24 protein-coding genes are annotated in these 24291 nt (G+C 65.7%); 9 read left to right on the top strand and 15 right to left on the bottom strand.

Annotation, left to right across the window (positions count from 1 at the left end; translation table 11 throughout):
• Positions 1 to 12 precede the first annotated feature (12 nt).
• Complete coding sequence (locus RW112_RS18845; protein WP_317783216.1) at positions 13 to 333, top strand: DUF1905 domain-containing protein; 321 nt, start codon at positions 13 to 15, stop codon at positions 331 to 333.
• Between the two features lie 142 nt (positions 334 to 475).
• A complete protein-coding gene (locus tag RW112_RS18840) occupies positions 476 to 823 on the top strand; it encodes a hypothetical protein (RefSeq protein ID WP_317783215.1) in 348 nt (115 codons plus the stop codon).
• 110 nt (positions 824 to 933) lie between these two features.
• On the opposite strand, the gene RW112_RS18835 is transcribed toward RW112_RS18840, so the two are convergent.
• Complete coding sequence (locus RW112_RS18835; RefSeq protein ID WP_317783214.1) at positions 934 to 1083, bottom strand: hypothetical protein; 150 nt, start codon at positions 1081 to 1083, stop codon at positions 934 to 936.
• 118 nt (positions 1084 to 1201) lie between these two features.
• Here RW112_RS18835 and RW112_RS18830 point away from each other — a divergent pair, with 118 nt between their 5' ends.
• The gene (locus RW112_RS18830) at positions 1202 to 3004 is read left to right on the top strand and encodes an SARP family transcriptional regulator (RefSeq protein ID WP_317783213.1); all 1803 of its coding nucleotides are present in this window, start codon (positions 1202 to 1204) and stop codon (positions 3002 to 3004) included.
• A 390-nt stretch (positions 3005 to 3394) separates the two neighbouring features.
• Positions 3395 to 3877, top strand: a complete 483-nt coding sequence (locus RW112_RS18825) for a hypothetical protein (protein WP_317783212.1) — start codon at positions 3395 to 3397, stop codon at positions 3875 to 3877.
• A gap of 135 nt (positions 3878 to 4012) precedes the next feature.
• Here the strand turns inward: RW112_RS18825 and RW112_RS18820 are convergent, their stop codons facing one another.
• Both RW112_RS18820 and RW112_RS18815 read right to left on the bottom strand, forming a co-directional pair.
• Positions 4013 to 4216: a cold-shock protein gene (locus tag RW112_RS18820; RefSeq protein ID WP_003806113.1), complete on the bottom strand. Its 204-nt coding sequence runs from the start codon at positions 4214 to 4216 to the stop codon at positions 4013 to 4015.
• Positions 4217 to 4364: 148 nt separating this feature from the next.
• On the bottom strand, positions 4365 to 5621 hold the full coding sequence (locus RW112_RS18815) for an FHA domain-containing protein (RefSeq protein ID WP_317783211.1): 1257 nt from the start codon (positions 5619 to 5621) through the stop codon (positions 4365 to 4367).
• A gap of 90 nt (positions 5622 to 5711) precedes the next feature.
• On the opposite strand from RW112_RS18815, the gene RW112_RS18810 reads away from it, so the two are divergent.
• Positions 5712 to 5960 carry a hypothetical protein gene (locus RW112_RS18810; protein WP_317783210.1) on the top strand — a complete coding sequence of 83 codons (249 nt, stop codon included), beginning with the start codon at positions 5712 to 5714 and terminating at the stop codon, positions 5958 to 5960.
• 16 nt (positions 5961 to 5976) lie between these two features.
• On the opposite strand, the gene RW112_RS18805 is transcribed toward RW112_RS18810, so the two are convergent.
• A complete protein-coding gene (locus RW112_RS18805) occupies positions 5977 to 7254 on the bottom strand; it encodes a S8 family serine peptidase (protein ID WP_317783209.1) in 1278 nt (425 codons plus the stop codon).
• An 805-nt stretch (positions 7255 to 8059) separates the two neighbouring features.
• Entirely contained in the window at positions 8060 to 8908 is an 849-nt protein-coding gene (locus RW112_RS18800; RefSeq protein WP_317783208.1) for an esterase/lipase family protein, read from the bottom strand.
• Between the two features lie 463 nt (positions 8909 to 9371).
• Between RW112_RS18800 and RW112_RS18795 the strand changes: the two genes are divergently transcribed.
• The 4 genes from RW112_RS18795 to RW112_RS18780 are packed head-to-tail and all read left to right on the top strand — an operon-like array spanning position 9372 to position 16078.
• The gene (locus RW112_RS18795) at positions 9372 to 10814 is read left to right on the top strand and encodes a DUF3375 domain-containing protein (protein ID WP_317783207.1); all 1443 of its coding nucleotides are present in this window, start codon (positions 9372 to 9374) and stop codon (positions 10812 to 10814) included.
• Entirely contained in the window at positions 10811 to 11443 is a 633-nt protein-coding gene (locus tag RW112_RS18790; RefSeq protein ID WP_317783206.1) for a DUF4194 domain-containing protein, read from the top strand. The genes RW112_RS18795 and RW112_RS18790 overlap by 4 nt, the downstream gene beginning before the upstream one ends.
• Complete coding sequence (locus RW112_RS18785; RefSeq protein ID WP_317783205.1) at positions 11443 to 14850, top strand: ATP-binding protein; 3408 nt, start codon at positions 11443 to 11445, stop codon at positions 14848 to 14850. The genes RW112_RS18790 and RW112_RS18785 overlap by 1 nt, the downstream gene beginning before the upstream one ends.
• On the top strand, positions 14840 to 16078 hold the full coding sequence (locus tag RW112_RS18780) for a Wadjet anti-phage system protein JetD domain-containing protein (protein WP_317783204.1): 1239 nt from the start codon (positions 14840 to 14842) through the stop codon (positions 16076 to 16078). Before RW112_RS18785 ends, RW112_RS18780 begins: the two co-directional genes overlap by 11 nt.
• Positions 16079 to 16092: 14 nt before the next feature.
• On the opposite strand, the gene RW112_RS18775 is transcribed toward RW112_RS18780, so the two are convergent.
• The 10 genes from RW112_RS18775 to RW112_RS18730 all read right to left on the bottom strand — a co-directional run bounded on the left by RW112_RS18775 (position 16093) and on the right by RW112_RS18730 (position 24289).
• On the bottom strand, positions 16093 to 16419 hold the full coding sequence (locus RW112_RS18775; RefSeq protein WP_317783203.1) for a type II toxin-antitoxin system PemK/MazF family toxin: 327 nt from the start codon (positions 16417 to 16419) through the stop codon (positions 16093 to 16095).
• On the bottom strand, positions 16416 to 16619 hold the full coding sequence (locus RW112_RS18770) for an antitoxin MazE-like protein (protein WP_317783202.1): 204 nt from the start codon (positions 16617 to 16619) through the stop codon (positions 16416 to 16418). Before RW112_RS18770 ends, RW112_RS18775 begins: the two co-directional genes overlap by 4 nt.
• A 232-nt stretch (positions 16620 to 16851) precedes the next feature.
• Positions 16852 to 17532: an SDR family oxidoreductase gene (locus tag RW112_RS18765; RefSeq protein ID WP_317783201.1), complete on the bottom strand. Its 681-nt coding sequence runs from the start codon at positions 17530 to 17532 to the stop codon at positions 16852 to 16854.
• Complete coding sequence (locus RW112_RS18760) at positions 17525 to 18784, bottom strand: sialidase family protein (protein ID WP_317783200.1); 1260 nt, start codon at positions 18782 to 18784, stop codon at positions 17525 to 17527. Before RW112_RS18760 ends, RW112_RS18765 begins: the two co-directional genes overlap by 8 nt.
• Before the next feature lie 4 nt (positions 18785 to 18788).
• A complete protein-coding gene (locus RW112_RS18755) occupies positions 18789 to 19580 on the bottom strand; it encodes an HpcH/HpaI aldolase family protein (RefSeq protein ID WP_317783199.1) in 792 nt (263 codons plus the stop codon).
• Positions 19581 to 19644: 64 nt separating this feature from the next.
• The gene (locus RW112_RS18750) at positions 19645 to 20634 is read right to left on the bottom strand and encodes an aldo/keto reductase (protein ID WP_317783198.1); all 990 of its coding nucleotides are present in this window, start codon (positions 20632 to 20634) and stop codon (positions 19645 to 19647) included.
• 56 nt (positions 20635 to 20690) lie between these two features.
• Positions 20691 to 21524, bottom strand: a complete 834-nt coding sequence (locus RW112_RS18745; RefSeq protein ID WP_317783197.1) for an ATP-binding cassette domain-containing protein — start codon at positions 21522 to 21524, stop codon at positions 20691 to 20693.
• Positions 21521 to 22408: an ABC transporter ATP-binding protein gene (locus RW112_RS18740; protein WP_317783196.1), complete on the bottom strand. Its 888-nt coding sequence runs from the start codon at positions 22406 to 22408 to the stop codon at positions 21521 to 21523. The genes RW112_RS18745 and RW112_RS18740 overlap by 4 nt, the downstream gene beginning before the upstream one ends.
• 1 nt (position 22409) lies before the next feature.
• Positions 22410 to 23357, bottom strand: a complete 948-nt coding sequence (locus RW112_RS18735) for an ABC transporter permease (protein ID WP_317783195.1) — start codon at positions 23355 to 23357, stop codon at positions 22410 to 22412.
• Entirely contained in the window at positions 23354 to 24289 is a 936-nt protein-coding gene (locus tag RW112_RS18730) for an ABC transporter permease (RefSeq protein ID WP_317783194.1), read from the bottom strand. The genes RW112_RS18735 and RW112_RS18730 overlap by 4 nt, the downstream gene beginning before the upstream one ends.
• Positions 24290 to 24291: the final 2 nt, after the last annotated feature.

Below are 24291 nucleotides of genomic sequence, written 5' to 3'. Positions count from 1 at the left end.
AAACTCCTCCGGGTGCCATACTCAAAGCGTGACAACGACGTATTCGTTCCGCGGCGAGCTGTGGCACTATCCGGAGGAAGCCGGTGGCACTTCATCACGCTGCCGCAGGACCTGGCGGACGAGATCGGGGACGAGGCCGCGCCCTTCCGCAAGGGGTTCGGCTCAGTGAAAGTCACTGCTTCCATCGCCGGAAACAGCTGGTCCACGTCGATCTTCCCGGACAGCAAGAGCGGTTCCTACCTGTTGCCGGTCAAGAAGGCCATCAGAACTGCGGCCGGCATCCGCGACGGGGATGACGTGGACGTGGAGCTGGTCCTGGAGCTCGAGGGCTGATTTCGCTGGCTGGCGGCCCCAGCCGGAGCACTTGCCCGAGGCCCTGTACCGCGTCTTTCCGCAGGACTATCATGCAGGTGCACGGCTGCCGTTGGACACCGCGCCACAACAATGCTGGAGCAACTGCGTGGAAGGACCTGTCATGGAAAGCATCACCTGGTTCGCGCCGATTCTGCCCGGGAAACTGGACGACTGGAAGTCGCTCATCGAGGAGATTACCGGCCCGGGCAAGGAGGAATACGGGCGCTCCCGCGAGCGGATGGGAGTGACCCGGGAAGTTGTCAGCCACATGCAGACGCCGCAGGGTGACTTTGCCTCCTTGTTCCAGGAAGCGGAAGATCTCAACGAGGCCTTCCATGCGCTCGCCACTTCAACCGATCCCTACGATGTGTGGTTCAAGGAGAAACTCCAGGAAGTTCACGGCATCACCTCCGAAATGCTGGAAGGTCCCATCCCGGCGAAGCTTCTTTTTGACTACAAGGCCGGCTGAGCGCCGGGAACGAAGCAGCGCACGACGGCGGGAGGCCGGCAGCGATTGCCGGCCTCCCGCCGTCGTACTTTCCTTGGCTGTTGAGCCTGTCGAAACAGGCTAGATCCCGGCTAAACGTACGGAGCGCTGGGAAGGTTGCCTGCCGTCCACGGCGCCGTGGACCGGACGTGGGGCGTGTGGCCGCGGCCGTCGGTCAGGAGGGCGCGGACGGTGACGCTGAGAACCCAGAGTCCGAGTAGCAGGATGCCGAGCAGTTCCATGGTGTTGCACCTCTTGTGAGTGTGTGCGGATGGGGTGATTTCAGTGTGTCCGGGCGGCGTGTGAGCAAGCGTGTGAAGCCCGCAGACGCCGGAGGACGCCCGGCGTACCATGAGCCGTATGGCCGAGAATTGGATCCGGCTCCTCGGTCCGCCGCGGATCGAGTCACCTGACGCGACTCCCCCGCAGCCCAGGGGCCGCAAGGCCTGGGCGGTGCTGGCCTACCTCGCGCTGCAGGCCGACGGGACCGGCCGCTCGCGCACGGCGTCGCTGCTTTTCCCTGATGCCGAGGATCCCCTCGGCGCCCTGCGCTGGAACCTGTCCGAACTGCGCCGGACGCTCGACGGCGTGACGGTGGCCGGTGATCCGCTGCGGCTGATGCTTCAGCCGCCGTGGCGCTGCGATGCCTTGGAAGTGGTGGACCCGGCCGGCGGCCAGGGCGTTGACCCTCGGCGCTTCACCGGCCAGTTGCTGGAGGGGCTGTCTTTCGCCGATTCGCCCGTCTTTGATTCGTGGCTGGCGGACCAGCGTTACCGCCTGGACAACGTGGTCCAGTCACTGCTCTACGAAGCCGCGCTGGCCGCCCTGGCGTCAGGCAGTCCCGGCGAGGCTGCCGATCTGGCCGCACTGGCGCTGCGCCGGGATCCGTTCCACGCGGACTGCAACGCCGTGCTCGTCAAAGCCTTCGTTGCCCTCGGCGAGCACCGACGGGCCCGCGAGCACGTCACCAAATGCGGAAACCTCTACCGCGAGGAGCTCGGGCTGCCGCTGCCGGCTGAAGTCCGCCGGGCTTTGTCCGCTGCCGCTCCGGAAACGGACCCCGGGATGCCGGCCACCGTGGCGACGGTGCGGTCCTATCTCGACGCCGGGGGCGCGTCGCTCTGGGCCGGCGCCGTGGACCGGGGGCTGGACCAGCTGCGGCTCGCGGTGGTCCTGGCCCAGCGCACCGGCGACGCCCACTTGATCTCCGAGTCCCTCGTGACACTGTCCGGCGCCCTGATCCACCAGGCGGGCGGCCGCGGTGCCGAGGTGGCGGACTTCCTGCACCGGGCGCTGCAGGCGGAAGGGCCCGACGGCGCCTCCCGGACTGCCGCTGCAGCGTACCGGGAGCTGGGGTACTTGTCCGTGCAGCGCGGGGTCCCGGACCGCGCGGCCGGATGGCTGGACCGGGCGATGGCCGCGGCTCAGGGATTCCCCGACGAGCAGGCGAGAATCCTGGCTATTCAGGGCATGCTGGCCTCGGATACGGCGCGGTACGGGGATGCCGTGACGGCGCTGGCCGAGTCCGGCCGGTTGGCCAAAGCGATCCGGAACCGCCGGCAGCAGGCGTTCAGCGAGGCGCTGCTCGGCCGCGTCCACCTGCTCCGCGGCGAGCTGGACCAGGCGGCAGCTTCCCTGGACCGCGCACTGGTCTGGATCGCCGAGGAGCACTGGACGGCGTTCGAGCCGTTCGTGGACGGGATCCGCGGCGAGACCTACCTGGCTGCCGGAAAGCTGGAGGAAGCCGCAGCCATGATCGACCGCTCCTGGGTGATGGCCGAGCTGGCCGGCGACCACTGCTACATGGCGCTGGCCGCAGGCGCCGAAGCGCGGCTGTTCCTGACTCACGGCGATCTCGCAGCGGCCGAACACTGGATAGAGCGGGGGCTGGAACCCAAGCCGTGGTACCTCTGGTATTCGGCCCGGCTGCTGGACACGGCGGCGGAGGTGGCCATCGCCATGAAGTCGCCGCGGGCTGCCGAGTTCGTGGAGCGGCTAGCCGAGCTGGCAAGCCGGAGCGGGATGCGGGAGTTCACGGTGCGGGCGCAGTCCCACCGGGCAGTGCTCGGGGATGAAGCCGCGGCGCAGGCCGTGCCGTGGCTGGCGAAGGAGATCGGGAACCCGGCGCTGGATGCGTACCTGACGGAGCGGGGGCAGGTCTAGGCTGCTCGAGTGCGAATGGCGGGCACCATCGATAAAATTCTGCAATTAGGTCACGTCATTGTGTTGTTAAATGAGTAGACCAATGAGCGTAGATATCACGGTGAGCAATTAGTAAAGAGCGAAAATAAGTTAGATTATAAAATCGCAGAAATAACTTCCCCGCGGTGCTACAAGACGCTAATATCCTGCATCTAAGCATCATTCAAAGACGTTGATGCTGAGAGTCGACACTTACTTTTGGGTAAGGCTAATGAGCTAATTTCCTGGGGTGACTCATTCGCGCTGTTCTCGCGTGAGAACACGCACTCATTGATTGTCCGGCCGACAATGTGCGCAGTAACTGAGTTGAACGAAATGCGCACTTCCCAACTCATTGAAGGGAATCTCCCCATGAAGAAAATTCTTGCCTTACCGCTGCTATTCGTAGCACTCATTGCCGGTTCAGGGACTGTGCATGCGGCACCGCCCACGCCCGTCGAGGACGGCGGCCTCTTGCCAGGAGGGATCTTTTGCGACTTCGACGTTTCGTACACGCTGACCGGCAAGACGAAGACGATCACGAACGGGAACGTGACAACGGTAACGTCACCGGGTCAAAAGATAACCCTGACCAATGAAGAGACAGACGAATCTGTCAGCTACGTCATTACCGGCGTTCGCAGGGAAGTCGTCGTGGACGCAACGCCGCGCGACATCATCGAGACCGTTGTCACCGGCAGAAACATCGTAGTCAACAACCCGGATTCAGACCTACAAGGCATCTACGTGCTGGTCGGCGAATTCAACTACGCGATCTACGCGGACAACTTCGAAGAAAAGAGGGTGTTCAGCGGAGCGGGCCGAGTAATCGATGTCTGTGCTGCGCTGAGCTGAGCTGATCCCCTCCGCTCGGGATGGCGTTCAACCGCCATGCACGGGCTGTGGCACAACCGGGTTAAACAAAAGCAGGGCCTGCCAAACGGCAGGCCCTGCTTTATGAAACCTAAACGGTCCCGGGTATCTACGAAATTAGATAGCCTGGATGTTTACGGCCTGGGGACCCTTGGGGCCCTGCTCGGTTTCGAAGGAGACCTTCTGGTTCTCTTCGAGGGAGCGGAAACCGGAGGAGTTGATCGCAGAGTAGTGTGCGAAAACGTCCTGTGAGGAGTCATCGGGGGAAATGAAGCCGAAGCCCTTTTCAGCGTTAAACCATTTGACGGTACCAGTAGCCATTATTTTTGTCCTTCGTGAAGGTGGAGGAAAAGTCCCGACTTTCGGGTCCTCCGGTGTGGGGTGTTCAAAACCGCTACTTCAGAAGAACGAGGACTTTCGACCCCGCGTACTGCCTGAACTACCAACTGCATAAACACAACAACAGGAACTACTCTACACGGGTTTCGGCAATCGGCACCACCAGGGGCATGAGCTCGATGTCCGGGACGGTGATGGAGCGCGGCCCGTCGAACCCCTGCAGGAAGACGGTGACGAAGCTGAGGGACACCATGCCGCCTGTGTCCGGCAGCTGGCTCTCGAAGTTGATGGTCCCCCTGCGCTGTCCCCCGGGCGGTATCTCGGGCTGCCAGCTGCTCCGGAAGGAATCGGCGTCGAAGGTGGTGCCATCCGGACCCGTGAGGATGGCGTTGTGGAACAGCGGAAGTGACATGGAATTGCTGGTCCCGTTCCTGACATGGATCTCAACACGGGTGAAATGGTCGGTGCTCTGCACTCCGAGGACGGTCACCGTGACGCCCTGCGCTTCCGTCACCACCTGGCGGGCCAGCCGTTGGGTGCCTTCCTCGTTCCCGGAGAAATAGCCGACGGCGTAACTCACCCCTGCAGCCACCAGCCAGCCGCCGCCGCCAAGCAGGAGCAGCGTCGCGATCAGCGTCACGACGATAGGGCGGGAGCGGGGTGCAGTCTGTTCCGGGCGGCCGGGCCGAAGCGGGCGCGGCGGCCGTGACGGTTGCCTTTGGCTAGAGGGGTGGTACGGACGTACCGGCCGCTTGGGTGCCTTCGCGCCCTTGTCCTTCAAGTAGCTCAGCGTCTCCCCGCCCAGGGCCACTGCCAGGCCCATCGCTGGTGTGACGAACCACGTCCAGGTGGGCGTCAGGTCGGTCAGGAACGCCGTCAGGCTGTTGCCGATGAGGCCCACCACGTTGATCGCCGCCGCGAACAGGAGTGCAGCCCCGAGGCCCTTCTTCGGCGCAGCTGCCGGGGCCCGCTGCCGCGAATCGTGGCCGCCAGCCGCGTGCGGCGGGCCGCTGCCGCCGTCGTACGTCCCTTCAATGAAGCGGAGCAGCACCTGCCCGAACTGGACCTCGTCGCCGTCGGTGAGTTCGGTGGGCGCGGTGATCGGGTGGCCGTTGACCCAGGTACCGTTGCGCGAGTTCTGGTCCTCGACGACGGTCCGGCCGTCCAGCGAGGTCAGCACGGCGTGGCGGCGGCTCACTCCGGACACCGGCAGGCGGAGCCGCGAGCCTTCGCCGCTGCCGATGGTGGTGGTGCCATGCGGAATGCGGATCCGGCGTCCCGCAGCCTCCCCGTTGACCACCACAAACTCGTCCCGCAACCCCGATGCATCCACGACTTCCCCGACCAGCCAGGAGGGCGCCGCCCCCGAAAGGAGAAACACCGCCACCCGCGTTAGCGGACGGCATACAGCAAGTCTCCTCGGGGCGGGTGGGCCTGACAAGAACACGAATCCAGTGCTGCGGAGGCCACGTGCCTCGTGACGTCCCAAAGCACCCGGGCCATCACCAATGACGTGCCGCCGGAGCGAGTATGGCCCTGGATCCTCCAAATGGGGATCTACCGTGCCGGGTTTTATACCCACGACCGGGTGGAGCGGGCGATGTTCCGCGCCCGGGACGTCGAAGGAAAGCACTCGGCGACGCGCATTCACCGGGAGCTGCAGGACCTCAAGGTCGGCGACCAGGTGCCCTACGACGGCGGCCGTGCCGCCGTCGTACAGCCCTAAGGGCGGTTACCAGCGGCTAAGGGACGGTGCAACCTACCGCAGCGCAGGCGTTCACGCGGCCGAACGCCCAGTTGGTGCCCGTCCCAGGGATTTTGTCGGCAGTCAATTCGACCCTTTCCCGGACGGATGCGTTGGTAGGGTCTGTCTGCGATCTCCAGACAAGGGCTGCAGTGGCAGCAACTATCGGCGATGCCATCGAGGTGCCGCTGGCAACGTCGTAACCCGTGGAGCGGCCGTTCTGCGTGCCCAGGACGAAGGTGTGGTTCGGGAAGGTCGAATAGACGTTGACACCCGGCGCAGCGACATCCACCCACTTTCCGTACGTCGAGAAGGAAGCTTTGGTGTCGGTGTTGTCGGTCGCGGCCACGGAGATAACGTTGGGATAGGCGCCCGGGTAGATCTTCGCCTGGGTACCGGCGTTGCCCGCTGCGGCCACGATCACCACACCCCGATTCCAGGCGTTGTTCACGGCGGCTTCGAGGGTGCGAGAAGAGACGCGCTGTCCGAGGCTCAAGTTGATCACCTTGGCACCATTGGCCACCGCCCAGTCAATGCCCCTGGCAATGGATGAGCTGGCACCGGACCCGTTGTCGTTGAGCACTTTGGCATCAAGGATGGTGCAGTCCGGGCACACACCGGCGACACCGTTGGTGTTGTGGACGGCGGCAACGATGCCGGCGACGTGGGTGCCGTGGCCGTATTTGTCGTAGTCCTCGGGTTTAGAGATTTTGGTTTCACTGAAGTTGGTCCGTGCAACGACCCTCGGCGAGATGTCCTCGTGGTCGATTGCCACACCCGAATCGACGATGGCAACCCGCGTGCCCGGTTCTCCGGTGACGGTCCACGCTTCGACGGCGTCCACATCAGCGTCCGCTTTGCCCTCGCCAACAGTCATCGTGTTGAGGGTGTTGGCGAAGGACTGGCCGTCGTTTTGGAGGGCATACTGGCGGTCGAAGAAAAGGTCATCGGTTGCGGCGGTAACGAGCTCGTCCGGCTCGGCGTACTCAACTGCCGGGTTCCGGCTCAACGCCTCGATGAGCTTGAGTTCATTACCGGCCGGCACTTTGACGAGTTGGGCTCCGGTGCTGCCGATTCCCGCACCCTCCCTGAGCCCGTGCTGGCGCAAGACCCCGGCTGCCGCGCCGTTGTCCCGAAACTTCACCACGATTTGTCCCGCGACAGGTGAGGATTCGGAGGCTGCGTTGCCCGGGGCTGCGTTGCCCGGGGCTGCCACGGCAATTCCGCCGAGGCCCATGATTACGGCTGCAAAACCGGCTACGAAGATCTTTTTCATTCCGCCATCTTGCGGCAGAATTCACCCACTGGATAGTGCTTTTTAGCAATTCCCGTTTTGTTAATTCCACTCGGGCGGTTTCCGGTTTGACCCGTCGCGCGGACGCGTCGAGACAATAGTGCGGCGAACTAAGCTGCGTGCCATTGTCCGGTTTGAGGGCAGGCGATATCATGCTGCTCTGGGTGAGGTCCTGGTCTTGCATGACGACCGATAGGGGCCCATTCTAGTGACCAACTTCTTCACCATTCATCCTGGCGAGACCGCGGTCCCTGCGCTCTTTCCGGGCCGCGCAATTCCCGACACACTCTGAGACCGACCATGCTCGTGGTGCTCATCCCTGCAATCGGGATCCTGCTGTGGATTGCTGTGTTGGTGGTTGCCTTGGTCTTGGTCGGCATTATCTGGGTCGTGCTCGGTCTCTTAGCCGGCCTTGAAGTACTTACGCACCGGATCACCGGGCGGAAGAACGCTGGCAGATCCAAGCGCAACATACCCCGGGTGCCGCCCCAGCGGAACGCGCCCCGGGGACCTTCCGGGCCTAAGCCGCCACTGAAAACCGCTGGCACCTCCCCGCGCAACACTCCTCCCGCCCGCGAGCAGGCCGCGGCCGAAACCCGCGTCGCATCTGACATCTGGCCCAAGTGGACTCCGTCGCGCAGGCGGGAGGTGGACCAGGAACTGGCCCACTGGCAGGAGCAGTTCGACGCCTTGAACGCCCCTAAGTAGGCATTACGACGTAGTCATGACGACGGCGCGCGGCCGGCTTTGCTGCCGGCCGCCGTCGTTAGTCACTGGTTTAGGACTGCTAGATGCAGGCGGGTTGATATGCCGGGTCTGCAGGACCCGAAGGCGTGCCCAGTGCATGGGCCACGATCTGGTGCACCACGGGGTCGTTCGGCGTCTGGTCGTGTTCGAAGAGATCGGCCGGGCACTTGTCCTGGATGGTGAGGTTCGTGACCTGTCGTGACGGGCCGCTAAGGAACTGGCTGTTGTAGGGAATGACGACTTCGTCGTAGACCGTCGAGATGACGGTGTAGGAAGGTCCCGCCACGGTGTCGCCGATGGAGTTGAGCTTCTGCATGAATGCCGAGCCTGCCTGCTGGTCGGCGCAGGCTGCACAGCCCAGGCCGGTGTAGTCCGGATCCCCCACAAAGCCCGGCGGCGGGACGATGACGCCTTCAGTGCCATGGTTGGAAGGTGCGATGCCGATGAGCTTGTTGACATTCTTGGCACCGCCGAGGAAGCCCATGTAGTAGCGGGGCATCATGCCGCCCTGGCTGTGGCCCACGAGATCCACCTTCTTGGCGCCGGTGGCAGCACGTACCGCGTCCACGAACGGGGCGAGTTCCTGCGCGGAGTCGGCCACGGGGGCGGTGGCATACACGCCGTTCGTCTCGCCGTAATTGAGGGCGAAGACGCAGTACCCGGCGCTCTTGAGGTACGGCGACAGGGTGGACCAGTTCTTCGCCATGCTCTCAAACGTTCCAGGCACCAGGATGACCGGATACGGATGCTCGGCGGTTGGTTTACAGGACCAGTCGTTGGCCCCCGGCGGGGCAACGTCGAGCGTGTTGGCTTGGGCGGGAGCCACAGCCAGGGATCCGGCAAGGACGGCGGCTGCGGCGACGGACAGGGTCTTGGTAAGCAGTGACATAGAAACCTCATTGTTTGTGTGTCAGCGGGGGCGGCCGATGGGGAGATCGCTTGTGGCGTTCAAGCACCGGCCGGGTTTTTCCATGCTGGCATCACTGCCGTCCCAGCGGGGCCGGGCTGCACGAATGTGCGCCAAAAAGGGCCTTGTTGGGCGGAGCATCCTCCGCGCCCTCAGATACCTCAATCCGAAGCGTTGTTACTGGTCAGTAGCTGGTTCGCTTGCACTTGATCCATGGGAGAGCTCCCACGGGCCGCTGCACAAATGTGCATAATCAGCGCTTCAGTCTGCCCGAGCCCTCTCGGACTCGGCCATCCCCAAACCTTGGGGGCCTGCCTCCGACGTACGCCGGAGCCGGCACCGGAACAGGGCCTCAAGCCCGGCGTCGACACCTGAGGGTGAAGATTGTCTTGGGCGTCGCCTAAAGTAAAAACCGACGACGTGACGCACCAAACACAGGATCCGAATGGACTTTTACGCCATCAACTCCCTGCGGGAAAACCATGCAGGTTGGTCACTGCTCCGCGCCCAGAATGCGCCCCTGGCACTGACGTTTTTCATGGCCGCGTTCACAGGACCCAACCAGCGCAACCTGGGCCGGCAGGAGCTGATCGATGTCCTGGATGACGTGCTGTTCGGTTTGCGGGACAGCGAAGGCGAGGACAGGTTCCCACGCCCCGCCGGTGAATACCTGGATGACTGGGCCGCCGACGAGCGCAAATGGTTAAGGAAGTACTACGTCCCCGGCGAGGACGAACCCCACTACGACCTCACGGCTGCGGCCGAGGACGTGGTCCGGTGGGTGGAAAATCTGCGCGGGCGGGACTTCGTGGCCACGCAGTCCCGCCTCACCAGCATCTTCGCGGTGCTCAAACAATTGGTGCAGCAGTCTGAGACGGACCCGGAGGTGCGGCTCGCCGAGCTACAGCGCCAGCGTGACGGGATCGACGCCGAGATGCAGCGGATCCGCGAGGGCAACGTCCGCGTCATGACCGGCCCGGAAGCGCTGGACCACCTCCAGCAGCTCACGGCACTTGCCAAGGATTTGCTCTCCGATTTCCGTGAGGTGGAGCAGAACTTCCGCAAACTCGACCGCCAAGTGCGCGAGCAAATCGCCACGTGGGACGGCACCCAGGGTGAACTGTTGGAATCGATTTTCGAAAACCAGCAGGACATCAGCAGCTCCCTCCAAGGCCGCACTTTCCAAGGGTTCTGGGACTATCTGATGTCGCCGCAGCTGCGCACCGAACTGCAGGACCTGCTTCAACGAGCCACGCGGATCGAGGCGCTGGCCACATCGGACCATCTCCGTAGCTTGGCCACCCTCCACCAGGACTGGCTGCCTGCCGTCGAACAGACCCAGGCCACGGTCCGCCAGCTCTCCCAGCAAATGCGCCGGCTCCTGGACGACAAAGTGTTCCTTGAGAACAAGCGCATCATGCAGCTGATCCGCAGTATCGAATCCGGCGCGTTGGGCACCCGGGAGGCACCGCCGTCGGGCGCTTTTATGGAGATTGAGACACCGTCCGTCGATATGGTGCTGCCCTTCGAGCGGCCCCTCTATGAGCCCAGCCGCAAAGTGCTGCTGGACGACGCCGTCGAAACGGCTGACGACGGCGACGTGGACGCCTCGGCCCTGTTCGGCCAGTTCTTCGTGGATAAAGAACGCCTGCGGGCCAACATCGACGCCGTCCTGGCCGAGGCGGAGCAGGCCACCCTGGCCGAAGTCACCGACGCGCACCCCCTCTCCCAGGGCCTCGCGGAGGTGGTGGCGTACTACCAGCTGGCCACCGAATCGGACTGGGCCACCATCAACCCGGAGCAGTCCCAGCAGCTGGCCTGGGACCTGCCGGACGGCAGCATGCGCGAAGCCACCATCGAACAGATCATCTTCGGAAGGCCGGCATGAACCCCGCCACCCCAGCCACAGCCGACACTGAAACCCGCACGCCGGAGGAGCTTCCCGCCGTCGTCACGCGGCTGTTCAAAGGCGTGCTCTACGCGGAGAACGACGAGAAGCTGTGGCAGTCCCTGCTCGGACTGACCTCCCACGTGCGGGACTACGTCGCGGTGCTGGGCCTGGACCTGGTCCTGGACGAATCCGAGGGCTACGCGTTCCTGCGTTCCAAGGATGATCCGGACGCGACGCTTCCCCGGCTGATTGCCCGCCGCAGCCTAACGTTCCACGTCAGCCTGCTGCTGGCCCTGCTCCGCCGCCGCATGATGGAGTTCGACATCAACAGCAGCGAGGTCCGGCTTATCATGACCGACCAGGAGATCGCGGACATGGTCTCGGTGTTCCTGCCTGAATCCAGCAACGAGGCCCGTGTCCTGGACCGGCTGGGCACCGACATCAAGAAGGTGGTGGAGCTCGGTTTCCTGCGGAAGCTCAAGGGGCAAACGGATACTTACGAGGTGGCCCGGATCCTGAAGGCGTACTTGGATGCGCAGTGGCTGGAAGAGTTCGACGCGCGGCTGGCTGACTACCGAGCGACGCTCGCCGGTGAGCCGCCCGCCAAAGTATCGGAGGAGGGCTAGTGACGGCGGAACTCACCACGGACCTGCAGGGTAGCCTGTTCAGCCTGGATGACTCAGCGGCCGAGGGCGGTACTCCCCCGGGCTTCCGGCTGCACCGCCTGGAGCTGCTCAACTGGGGCACGTTCCACCAGGGGGTGCGCACGTTCCGGCTGGAAGGGGCGAACAGCCTGCTCACCGGCGACATCGGCTCGGGCAAATCCACGGTGGTGGATGCGATCACCACACTGCTGCTTCCCGCGCACAAAATCGAATACAACAAAGCCGCAGGAGCGCAGAAGAAGGAACGCTCCCTGATGTCGTACGTCCGGGGGTTCCACAAGAGCGCCCGGAGTACCGGCGGGGAGTACTCCAAGCCGGTGGCCCTGCGCGGTTCGGGCCAGCTGACCGTGGTGCTGGGGGTCTTCCACAATGCAGTGCTGGGCAAGTGGGTCACGCTGGGTATCACGCTGTGGGCAACGCAGGAGGCCGGGCAGCCCAACCGCTTCTACTCGCTCGCTGAAACGGACCAGAGCATCGCGGGGGACTTCAGCAACTTCGGCCAGGACCCGCTGAAGCTGAAGAAGAAGCTCCGCGCCGCCGGTGTGTCGGTCCATGACACCTTCGATCCGTACGCCGCGGCCTTCAAGCGCCAGTTCGGGATCAGCGGCAACCAGGCCATGGAGCTGTTCCACCGCACGGTGTCCATGAAACAGGTGGAGAACATCACCTCGTTCGTGCGGAGCAACATGCTGGAGGAGGACGATGTCGCCACCCGGATCACCAACCTGATCCACCACTTCGACGACCTGAAGAAGGCCCACGACGCCGTCCTGCGGGCCAAGGACCAGATCGCCCTGCTGACACCCATCAAGGAAGGCGCGGCGCTGCACGCCGGGCTGACCGCCGACGACGAACTGGCCCGCGGGCAGCGCGACCAGCTGCATCCCTGGTTCACGGACCGGAAGCTGCAGCTGAGCCTGGAGCACCAGGCCGAACTGGAGCAGACGGGCGTACGACTCAAGGAGGATTCCGCGCGGCTGAACGGCGAGATCAAGCAGCTGCGCCGGGACCTCGCCGGGGTGGAGGAAGACATCCGCACCAACGGCGGCGGACGGCTCGCAGCGATCGACGCCGAGCTGGCCGCCCTGGCCGCCAAGTCCGCCGAGCAGCGCCAACGGTTCGAGGCCTACTCGGCCGCTGCGGGGGACCTTGGACTGCAGGTCCCGGAGGACCGCGTCCTCTTCGACGCGAACCGCGCCAGGCTCGCCGGGGTGGAGCAGGACCTGGCGGCGCGGTCGGAAGTGCTGCATGAGGAGCGCACCACACTGTCCATCCAGCAGGCAGGGCTCGAGGCCAGGTCTGCGGAAATCAAAGCCGAGCTCACCAGCCTGCAGGCCCGGCGTAACCTGATCCCGCTCCCCCAGCTGGACATCCGCCGCCGTCTTTGCGACGGCACCGGGATCACGGACACCGAACTGCCGTACGCGGGCGAGCTGCTCAAGGTCCGCGACGGCGAGGCCGCGTGGGAGGGGGCTGCCGAACGAACCCTCCGCGGGTTCGCCCTCTCGCTTCTGGTCCCCGCGGAGCACTATGCCGCGGTCAGCAGCTGGGTGGACGCGAACAACCTCCGGGGCAGGCTGGTGTACCTGAGGATCGGCGACTCCTACGCGCCCAGGGCCGCCGAGCCGGGGACGCTGGCGGCGAAAATCGCCATCAAGCAGGGCACCCTGTTCCGGGACTTCCTGCAGGACGAGCTCAGCAGCCGGTTCGACTACTTCTGCTGCGAGAACCTGGCCGACTTCCGCCGCTACCCCAAGGCGCTCACGGCCAACGGCCAGCTCAAAGGCGGCCGGGGCCGGCACGAGAAGGACGACCGCAAGGACCTGGCTGACCGGCGCAACTATGTACTGGGCTGGGACAACCACGACAAGATCGCCGGGTTCCGCGCCGATCTGGACGAGGTGCAGGGCCAGCTGAAGGTAGTGGCCGGGCAACTGGGCCGCGTCAACGGGGAGCTGGGGACGGTGGGCCGGCACAACCAGCAGCTGGGCACCGTCCGTTCCGTCACGGAGTTCGGCGAGATCAGCTGGCAGGCCACGGCCCGGAGCATCGAGGACCTGAAGTCCGAGAAGCGCGCACTGGAAACCACCAGCGACGTCCTGCAGCAGCTGATGGCCAAGCAAAAGCAGGTCACGGACGGGCTGGAGCGGCTGGAGGAGAAGGCGGGCAAGCTGCGGGAACGGCTGGGCGCCAACGAGAAGGACGCGCGGGACATCGCCGAGGCGATCGAGGAGTGCCGGGCCGTCCTGGATGGGACGCCGGTGACGGACGACGCCGGGGTGCGAGCCGCCGTCGAACGCCTCGCCGAAGCGGCGCTCGGCGACAAACCGCTCACCTACAAGAACACGGCCACCGTGGAAAGCACCGTGCGGAGCGGTCTTACGGACACCATCGACGCACTGTCCAAGAGGATCGCCCGTGCAGCGGAGAGCACGGTCCGGCAGATGGCGGACTTCCGCAACAAGTACCCGAACGAAACCACCGACTTCGACGCTGCGCTGGAAGCCGCGGCGGACTACAACCGGCTGCTGGAACAGCTGGCGGGCAACGACCTGCCCCGGTTCGAGAATCAGTTCAAGGACCTGCTGAACCAGAACACCATCCGCGAAGTGGTGGCCTTCAATGCGTTCCTGGACAGCCGGCGGCAGAACATCATCGACCGCATCGGCGAGATCAACCAGTCTCTGGCGGGTATTCCCTACAACACGGGCCGGCATATCCAGCTGGAGCATCAGGCCACGTCGGACCAGGACGTGCGCGAGTTCGGCAGCGATCTGAGGGCGTGCTCGGAGGGGACCATCGGCGAGACGGACCAATACTCCGAGCAGAAGTACCTGCAGGTGGAGCGGCTGATTGACCGGTTCCGCGGCCGGGAAGGACTGACGGACCTCGACCGGAAGTGGACGGTGAAGGTTACCGATGTGCGGAACTGGTTCACGTTCTCGGCGTCGGAGAAGTGGACGGAGACCGGCGAGGAGTACGAGCACTTCACGGATTCGGGCGGCAAGTCCGGCGGGCAGAAGGAGAAGCTGGCGTATACCATCCTGGCGGCGGCGCTGGCGTTCCAGTTCGGGCTGGGGTCCGGCAAGGGAGCGGGCAGGAACGCCGGCAGCGGCAGGAGCTTCCGGTTCGTGGTGATTGACGAGGCGTTCGGCCGCGGCTCGGACGAGTCCGCCCGGTACGGGCTGGAGCTGTTCCAGCGGATGAAGCTGCAGCTGTTGATCGTCACTCCCCTGCAGAAGATCCACGTGATCGAGCCGTTCGTTTCCCACGTTGGCTTCGTGGCCAACACCAACGGCGATGATTCGCAGCTGCGCAACATGACCATCCAGGAGTACCGCGAGGAGAAGGCCCGGCGTGGCCACTAAGGCGTGGACCACGCTGACGGGTCTGCGTGCGCAGTCACTGAAAGCGTGGAACAGCGGCGCGCTGCTGCGCGAGGTTCTGGAACCCAGCGGACTGTACCCCCGCCGTCGTTCGCTGAAACGGCCGACGGCGGCAGAGCTGCTCAGTGATTACGCAGCGGTCCGCGCGTGGGCAGCTGAGCTTTCTTCCGGGGCAGGTGCTTACTCATTGGAGACAGTGGAGATCGGGCGCCGGACTGTGGGCCCGAATGCCATCCCCGCTGCGGCTGTATTTGCCACTGTTGAGGACGAGATTGGCTTTGTTGGGACGGCGCGGGACGTCGGCGTTTTTCAGTCGCTGACCGAAGGTCTTGCTGGGCTGGATCCCCGGCTGGTGGACTGGATAACGCGGCGGCCACTGAAGCTGCTCGAGCTGGGGCCGGATGCCTTGACGGCGGCGCGCGTGGCATTGTGGCTGCGGGACAACCCGGCGCCGGGGATCTACGTCCGGCAGCTCAGCCTGCCCGGGGTTCACACGAAGTTCATCGAGCGGCACCGGCCGGTTATTGACCAAATGCTGGCCGACATCGGATCTTCACCCGGCGACCAGGAAATGTACGCCGGTGACGATGAGCTGGAGTCCTCGAACCACGACGCGGGGCTCGACGACGGCGCAGGAAGGACGCCGGCGGCGAGATTCGCGCGACGGCACGGGTTCCTGCACCCCCCGGAATTGGTGAGGTTTCGTCTGCTGGATCCTGGGACTGACCTGTTCGGCGGGGCGCGGGACATCACAGTGACAGCCGAAGCATTCAGCAGGTTGCGGCTGCCGGTGGACACTGTAATTGCCACGGAAAACCAGGTGAACTTCCTCGCGCTTCCTGACCGCCTGGGGACACTGGCGCTTTACGGGGGCGGGTACGGATTTTCTTCCCTTCGGGACGCCGCCTGGCTCCGGGACTGCCGGGTCCTCTATTGGGGCGACATCGACAGCCATGGCTTCCGGATCCTGGACCAGCTCCGAGCGGTCCATCCGCACGTGGAGAGCGTACTCATGGATGAGCAAACCTTGCTTGCACACAAGGATGTTTGGGGTACGGAAGCAACGCCCTCGCGGGCGGCGCTCACGCGGCTGACAGCGGCAGAAGCCGCGTTATATGAAGCTCTGGGGAACAGCGACTATGGCTCGAATGTCCGTCTGGAGCAAGAACTCATTGACTGGGGCTGGGCGCTCAAGCAGCTGGAGGACTGAGCCTCCTAACCCGGTTATCGAGCCAGGCCGAGGAATACAGCGAGCGACTGCTCAACAGCCACCATCGTTTCTGAATCAATCCGGCCTATCCTGTGGCCGAGATTGGTTCGGCGTACAGTTGTGAGCTTGTCGACCATGATTTGGCTGACGCGATCCAGACCGTTCAGTTGGCCGGGGTCAACGGTCAGCCTCAGCAGTGGAGCATCCGCAAGGTGCGACGTCAGGGGTAGAAGCGTAACGGACTCCGACTCCGCAAAGAGGTCGTCCTGGATGATGAGAGCCGGGCGGGGTTTCTGAGCATACGTTCCCGCGGATACCGTCCACAGCTCGCCGCGGTTCACTCCGGCAAGTCTTCTGAGATCTGTTCGACGAAATCCTGGTCGTCGGTCGCGTGGTCGGAGGCGGCGACAGCGCGCGCCTGACGTTGGGCCTCCCGCTGGAACTCGTCCGAACGCGCATCTGGCACCCACATCTGGATTTGACGAAACCCCCGCTCGCGCATGGCTATCCGGTGCCGCGCGACACGATCCCTAACGCTCATAGAACCAACGTTACATGTAACGCACTCACCTGTCAGCGGCACCTTGCGGACGTGAACATACGAGCGGACACGAGTGCGAGAGGGTCCAGAAAAAGCGCCCCCTAAGTGGGAGAGCGTCCGGGGAAAAGCGGCAGGAAGTGAGAGAGCGTCCGGGGAAAAGCGGCAGGAAGTGAGAGAGCGTCCGGGGAAAAGCGGCAGGAAGTGAGAGAGCGTCGTGGTTAGAGGGTCGGGGTTAGAGGGAGGCGCCTCCGCAGATGACGTAGTTCTGACCCGTGATCGACTTGCCGTGCGGGCCCAGCAGGAACGCAGCGAGGGCGGCCACATCCTCCGGGTCCACCAGGGCGCCCAGGGCCGGCATCCGCACCGGGGTGGCTGCCCGGCCGGGGTCGTTCAGCATCGGAGTGTCCGTCGGGCCCGGGGAGAGCACATTGACCGTGATCCCCCGCGGCGCGAGCTCCTGCGCCCAGGTCCGTCCGAGCCCCATCAACGCAGCTTTGGTGGCCGCGTACTGGCTCTTCCCCGGCGAACCCGTGGAGGTGCGGCTGCCCAGCAGCAGCACCCTCCCGCCGTCGGGCATGGACGGCACCAAGGCGTTGGCCAACACGGAAGCCGCCGCCACGTGCACCGAAAACATGCCCGCCAACGCAGCAGGATCGAGAGAACCCAAGGGAGCGGTCCGCTGGAACCCGGCGGCGTGGACCAGTGCGTCGGCCGGTCCGATGGCCTCGACAACATTGCCCAAGGACTCCGGCTCGGACAAGTCAGCCCGCAGCCACCGAAAGCCCTCCCCCAAGGAGGACTCGCTGCGGCTCAGGCCGGTCACCCGCCACCCGTCGGCGAGCAACTGCTCGGCGATCGCTTTGCCGATCCCCGAGCTCGTGCCGGTGACAACGGCGTGCGCCTGTTCAGTCATTGATGGAGCCGTCCTCGTCCCCGCCCGGCGTGCTGGTGCCTTCGTACGCCCACTGCGGGTCCACCCGGACAAACTTGATGGCCTGCCGGAAGTACGTGTAGGCGATGTTCAGGGAACCGTCCGGGCCCTGGTGGATGGACGGGTAGGAGTATTCGCGGTTGAGCCCGTCGCGGGAGTTGTTGGACAGGCAGTACCCGTCCCCCACATCCAGGTTCCGCCGGATCGGCCAGGAACGCCCGGAATCCTCGGAGATGGCCAGCGTCATCGGCGAGCGCGGCGTCCCCCAGAACGCCTTCCGTGACCCGTCGTCATCAACAGCGGAAGCATCCGGCTCAGCCAGCTGGCCCTGCTCCTCGGCCAGGCCGTCGTCGTCGATTTCGTCGTACAGCGACAGCCGGCGCTCAGTCGAGGCCTCCGCCCGGCTGTGGTTGTAGACCAGGGCCAGGCGGCCGTCGGCGAGCGCCGTGAACTGGATGGAGGAGTTGTTGTTGGGCAGCTCGGTGGGGACCGGCTCGCTCCAGGTGGAGCCGCTATCGGTGGAGCGGGATTCGTAGATCGAGTCGGCCCAGCGGCTGCGGAACAGGGCCAGCAGCGAGCCATCGGCCACGGGCTGGATGTTCATGTGCACGCAGCCCAGGCTCCCCGGAAGGACGTGCTCGGTCCAGGTGGCGCCGGCGTCGTCGGAGATCATCACGGCGCTGTCGTCGCTGTTGCCCACCCACTTCTCCCCCGGTGTGGTGATGCAGCGGAAGATCGGCACGATCAGGCGGCCGGACGGCAGCACCACCGGGAGCTGGCGGACGAACACGCCGCCGGTTTCGTTCGCGGGGAACAGCGTTTCCACCTCGCCCCAGGTGCGGCCGCCGTCCGTTGACGTACGACGGCGGACCTCGGCGGTGTCCTGGTTGCCCGCCAGCTGCGCGGTGTACAGCAGCCACAGGGCCCCATTAGGCGCGGTGAAAAGGATGGGGTTCTGCTCGGAGCGGGTGGAATCGTCGGAGAGCTGTGCCGGTTCGGACCACTGGCTGCTGCCGGGCTCCAGGGTGGAGAACCAGATGGAGATGTCCGGCACGCCTTCCTGGGTGCCGCCGAACCAGACGCAGCCCAGCCGGCCGTCGGGCAGGGTGAGGAGGTTGGCGGCGTGGCTCTGCACGGTGGGCGCCGGGAGGTAGGCGAAGTCGGCGCCGTCCGCCCGCTTGACGGTCCCGTCCGGGGTGATGGTGCTGTAGGCGTCCGTAGTGGTGTTCTGCATGGGGTCAGCTCTCCTTGGTACCGGCATCGGAGCGGGCGGCGTCGAGGTGGGACTTGGCGATCTGTTCCAGGTGCGTCAGGTCAGAGGCGATGGTGGTGAACGTGTAGCCCTGCGTCAGCCGCTGCGCGGCCACCGTGCCGGCGGGAGTGTGGATGCCGGCGGCGATGCCCGCGGAGGCGGCGGCTTCCGCGATGGTCTCCAGTGCGGCGTTGAATTCTGTGTCGACGGCGGGGTCCCCCGGGTAGGCGGCGCCCACCGCGATGGCGAGGTCCGACGGGCCCACGTAGATGCCGTCCAGGCCCGGCGTGGCGCAGATTTCCTTCACGTTGGCCAGGCCGTCCGGGGTCTCGATCATGGCGAACACCAGGGTGGCGGCGTTGGCGTCGGCGGGCTTCGGGCCGATCCGCAGGGCGGAGCGCATGGGCCCGTACGAGCGGCCGCCCATCGGCGGGTACTTGGCAGCGGCCACGGCGGCGGCAGCGTCCTCGGCCGTGTTCACCAGCGGCACGATGACGCCCACGGCGCCGGCGTCCAGCGCCTTGCCGATGGCGGTGATGTTGTTGTCCTCCACCCGGACCATGCCGACGGCGGTGTGCCCGGCGTCGATGGCCATGAGCCCGTTCAGGACGCCCGAGTAGCCGAGCAGTCCGTGCTGCGCGTCCAGGGCCACGTAGTCATAGCCCAGCCGGCCGATGCGTTCGGTGGCCACGGGCGCGTCCAGCACGGCCCAGTAGCCCACGGCCTGTTCCCGGGCGCGGATCTTGCGGGCGAATTCGAGGGCCAGTTCGGATGTCATGGGAGTCCTTCAGTCAGTTTCGGAGGGGCGTCGTTCGGAAGTGCGCGGCTGGTGCCGGAAAAAGTCAGCGGTTGTAGGCGGGCATGGGGCCGCGCAGCGAGGAGCCCACGGCGTCGCAGGCCTCCACCACGTCGGCGGGCAGCGGCCCGTTGGCCACGGCGGCGATGTTGGCCTGGAGCTGTTCCACCTTGGAGCCGCCCAGCAGCATCGAGCCCACGCCGTCGCGGTAGGCCAGCCAGCGCAGGGAGAGCTCGGCCAGCGTGATGCCGGCGCCGTCCGCTATGCGGGAGAGCTCCCCGATCGCGTCGAACAACTGCTTGTCCCAGTAGCGCTGGGTGTACATGGCGGCCAGCTTGGAGTCGCCGTAGCGGCCCTCGGTGGGCTTGGCGTCGAAGCTGTGCTTGCCGGTGAGGAGTCCGCCACCGAGGGGGTTGTAGACCATGGTGTGCACGTTGTGGGTGGCGGCGAATTCGAGGTATTCCTCCTCCACCCGGCGCGCCACCAGGTTGTACAGCTGCTGCGCGACGACCGGCGTCGGTGCCCCCACTTCCCGCGCCGTGTGGATGACGTCGGCGATCTGCCAGGCGGCGAAGTTGGAGACGCCCAGGGCGCCGATCTTGCCCTCGGCGAACAGCTCGGCCACGGTGGCCAGGGTGTCGCGCAGGGGCGTGGCCCGGTCCGGCTGGTGCAGGTAGAACAGGTCGATGCTGTCCACGCCGAGCCGGCGCAGGCTGCCTTCCACGCTGGCCCGCAGACCCGCCGGGGACAGCGGCGAATTAGAGCCATGGTCCGCGTGCGGCATGCCCGCCTTGGAGGCGAGGATGACCTCGTCCCGGCGCCCCTTCAAAAGGCGGGCAAGCATCTCCTCCGTAACACCCCCCACGTAGGCGTTGGCGGTATCGATCGTGGTGATGCCGGCGTCGAGCGCTTCCTCCACCATCCGCCCCGCGGTGGCCTCGTCGACGGTGTCGCCGAACGTCATGGTTCCCAGGACCAGCCGGGAGATGGGGAGTTTCAGGCCGTCCACCTGGGTGCCTTCGGGCTGCTTGCTCATGCGTTGATTCCTTGCGGTTGCGTTGGTCGGAAAGTACAGAAGGCTCAGGCCTGGGCTCAGTTCGATTGCCCGCTGAGCGCCAGGGAGCGGACCAGGTGCCGCGGCTTCAGGCCCGTCATGGTGGAGGGGTCCAGCGCGGCGCGGCGGAGTTTGCGGGTGTAGTCCTCCTTGGGGGCGGTCAGGACGGAGGCGGTGGTGCCGTGTTCAACCAGCTTGCCGCGCTGCATCACCAAGACGCTATCGCTGATCTCCTGCACCACGCCAAGGTTGTGCGAGATGAACACATAGGTGATGCCGGTTTCGTCCTGGATGGACTTCAGCAGCCGCAGCACCTGCGCCTGCACGGACACGTCCAGGGCGCTGGTGGCTTCGTCGCAGACCAGCAGTTCCGGCTTGGACGCGAGCGCCCGGGCGATGCCGATCCGCTGGCGCTGGCCGCCGGAGAACTCGGACGGGTGCTTGTCCAGGGACGCAACGGGCAGGCCCACCTGGTCGATCAGCTTGGCAGCCGCCTTGTGCCGCTCCGCCTTGGACCGGACGCCCTGCAGCTTCAGCGGCTCGGCCACGATCTCCTGCGCGGTCATGTGCGGGTCCAGTGAGCCGTACGGGTCCTGGAACACCATCTGGAACTTGGACCGCAGCGGCCGCAGCTTCGCCTCACTCATCGAAGCGATGTCCGTTCCGTCCAGCTCGATGCGCCCGCTGGTAGGGGTCACCAGCCGCATCAGCGCCTTGGCAATGGTGGACTTTCCGCAGCCGGATTCACCCACGACGGCGATCGTCTTGCCTTTGTCCACGGAGAATGAGACGTCGTCAACGGCCCGGAAGGTGCCGCCGGGCACGTGGTAGTCCACCACGAGGTTTTCGACGGCGAGGAACGGCTTCGTCATGGCTTTGCTCCAGTTGTGGTCAGGGTGGTGGCTGCGGGGGTTTCGTCCCACGGGCCCAGGACGGGCACGGCGGCCAGCAGGGCCCGGGTGTACTCGGTGGCGGGGTGGTCCACAATCTGCTGGACGTCGCCGGACTCCACGAACCGGCCGTCCTTCATCACGTGGATGCGGTCCGAGATGAGCCGGGCCACGCCGAGGTCGTGCGTGATCATCAGAATGCCGATGCCGCGCTGCTCCTGCAGTTCCAGGAGCAGGTCCAGGATGCCGCCCTGCACGGTGACGTCCAGGGCCGACGTCGGCTCGTCCGCCACCAGCAGCTGCGGCTCGCTGGCCAGCGCGATGGCGATCAGCACACGCTGCAGCATGCCGCCGGAGAGCTGGTGCGGGTACTTCTTCAGCTGCTTCTCCGGGGTGGGGATATGCACCTGTTCCAGCAGCCGGACGGCCCGGGCCTGCAGGGCGCCCTTGTCCTTGGCGGAAGCGGCGCCGGCGATCCGGATGGCCTCGAAGAGCTGGCTGCCGATCGAGTGGACCGGGCTCAGCGCCGTCATGGGGTCCTGCGGGATCAGCGCCAGGGTCTTGCCGCGCACCTTGTCGATCGCCTTGGGATCGGCGGTGACGTCGACGCCGTCGATCAGCACGGTGCCGGAAAGCACCGCCAGGTCCTCGGGCAGCAGGCGGAGGATGCCCATCGCCGTCGTCGATTTACCGGAACCGGACTCACCGATGATGGTGACCGTCTCGCCCCGGTGGATGCTGAAGCTGACAGAGTCGACGGCGCGGATGATGCCGGCGTCGGTGATCAGTTCCACCTGGAAGTCGCGGACCTCCAGGAGCGGCTGTTCGGTGAACTTCGGCTGTTCGGTGACGGTTGAAGCGGTCATGTCAGGCACCCTTCTTCTTGCGGCGGGGACGGTCGCGGAGGCCGTCGCCCAGCAGGTTGACGCCCACCACCATGAGCACGATCACCAGGCCGGGCAGGGTGACCATCCACCAGGAGGTGGTGATGTAGTCCTGGCCGTCGGAGATGATGCGGCCCCAGGTGGCGAAGGGGCGCTGCGGGCCGGCACCCAGGAATGACAAAGCGGACTCGAGCAGCACGGCCTGGGCCAGGAGGAGCAGCACCACCAGGGTGGCCTGCTTGATCACGTTGGGGATGATGTGCTGGATCAGGATCTGGATACGGTGCAGGCCCAGGATCCGGGCCGCGGAGACGTAGGGCTTTTCGCGTTCCACCAGCACCATGGAGCGGGTGAGGCGGGCCACTTCGGGCCATTGGGCGATGGCGATCACGAACGTGATCACTGGGATGGAGGGGCCGAACAGGGCCACCACCAGCAGCAGCATCATGAGCAGCGGCAAGGACATCTGCGCTTCGAGGAGGCGGGAGACGATGGTGTCCACCCAGCCGCCGAAGTAGCCGGCGGCCGCGCCGAGGATGATGCCGATGGCGCCGGAGACCAGCACGGCCAGCAGGCCGATGGTCAGCGAGACCTGGCCGCCGTGCAGCACGCGGGAGAGGAGGTCGCGGCCCAGCTGGTCGGTGCCGAACAGGTGCCCGTCCGTGAACGGCGGCAGGCGCCGGGCGGAGAGGTCCTGGAAGTTGGCGTCCGGCAGCGGGAGCACCTGGGCCAGGATGATCGGGATGATCACCAGCAGGGTGCAGACGGTGCCGACGATGAGCTTCCATTTGGCGGCTTTACGACGGCGGGTGGCGCCGGCGGCGGCGATGTCCGCCTTGGTGACGGCGCTGGGGCTCGGCTGCCGGGCCGGCTGCGCTGCCTTTCCGGCGCCGCCGGAAGAACCAGCGGGGGTTGCGGTGTCGAGGCTCATGCTGTTGCCGCCTTTCCAAGACGAACGCGGGGATCAAGGAGCGGGTAGGCGAGGTCGATCAGCAGCTGGACACCCACGGCCAGCAGTGCGGTGAGCAGGACCGTTGCCTGGATGAGGGGGTAGTCGCGGGTTTCGAGGGCACGGACGATCAGGGAGCCGACGCCGGGCCAGGCGAACACCACTTCCACCACCACCACGCCGTTGAGCATGGCGGCGAAGCGGGTGCCCAAGGCGGTGAACACCGGGATGGCGGAGTTGCCCATGGCGTAGCGCCAGGTGAGCACCGAGTTCCGAACGCCGCGGGAGCGGGCCACGGTGAGGTACGGGGCGGCGAAGTTGGCGGTCATTTCCCGCCGGACCATCCGGGAGATCAGGGCGATCTGCAGGATGGCGATGGTGATGGTGGGGAGCACCAGCCCGCCCCAGGTGGCGAAGCCGGAGGCCGGGAAGATCGGGATCAGCACGGCGAAGCCGGTGAGGAGCATGATGCCGGTCCAGAAGTCCGGCATGGACTGCCCGGCGATGGTCAGCACGTTCACGCCGAGTTCCTTGCCGGTGTCCGGCCGGCGGGACATCCACACGCCCAGCGGGATGGCTACGACGGCGGTGAGCAGGATGGACGCGGTGGCCAGGGTCAGCGTGTACGGCATCCGCTCGGCCACCACCTGCATGGCGGGGGCCTGGAAGGAGTAGGACTGGCCGAGGTTGCCGGTGAGCAGCTGCTGCAGGAAGATCCAGTACTGCTCCAGCACCGGCTTGTTGAGGCCGAACTGTTCGCGGACGGCGTCAAGCTGTTCGGTGGTGGCCAGCGGTCCGGCGTAGGAGACGGCGGGATCGCCGGGGGCCATGCGGATGAGGACAAAGACGGTGGAGACCGTGAGGAATACGGTCAGCAGGCCCTGTCCCAGGCGCTTCAGGATGTAGTTCGTCATGG

The sequence above is a fragment of the Arthrobacter sp. B10-11 genome (assembly GCF_033142195.1).
Classification (GTDB): Bacteria; Actinomycetota; Actinomycetes; order Actinomycetales; family Micrococcaceae; genus Arthrobacter; species Arthrobacter oryzae_C.
Note: the sequence above shows the minus strand (reverse complement) of the source record. Positions and strands in the feature narration are given on the sequence as shown.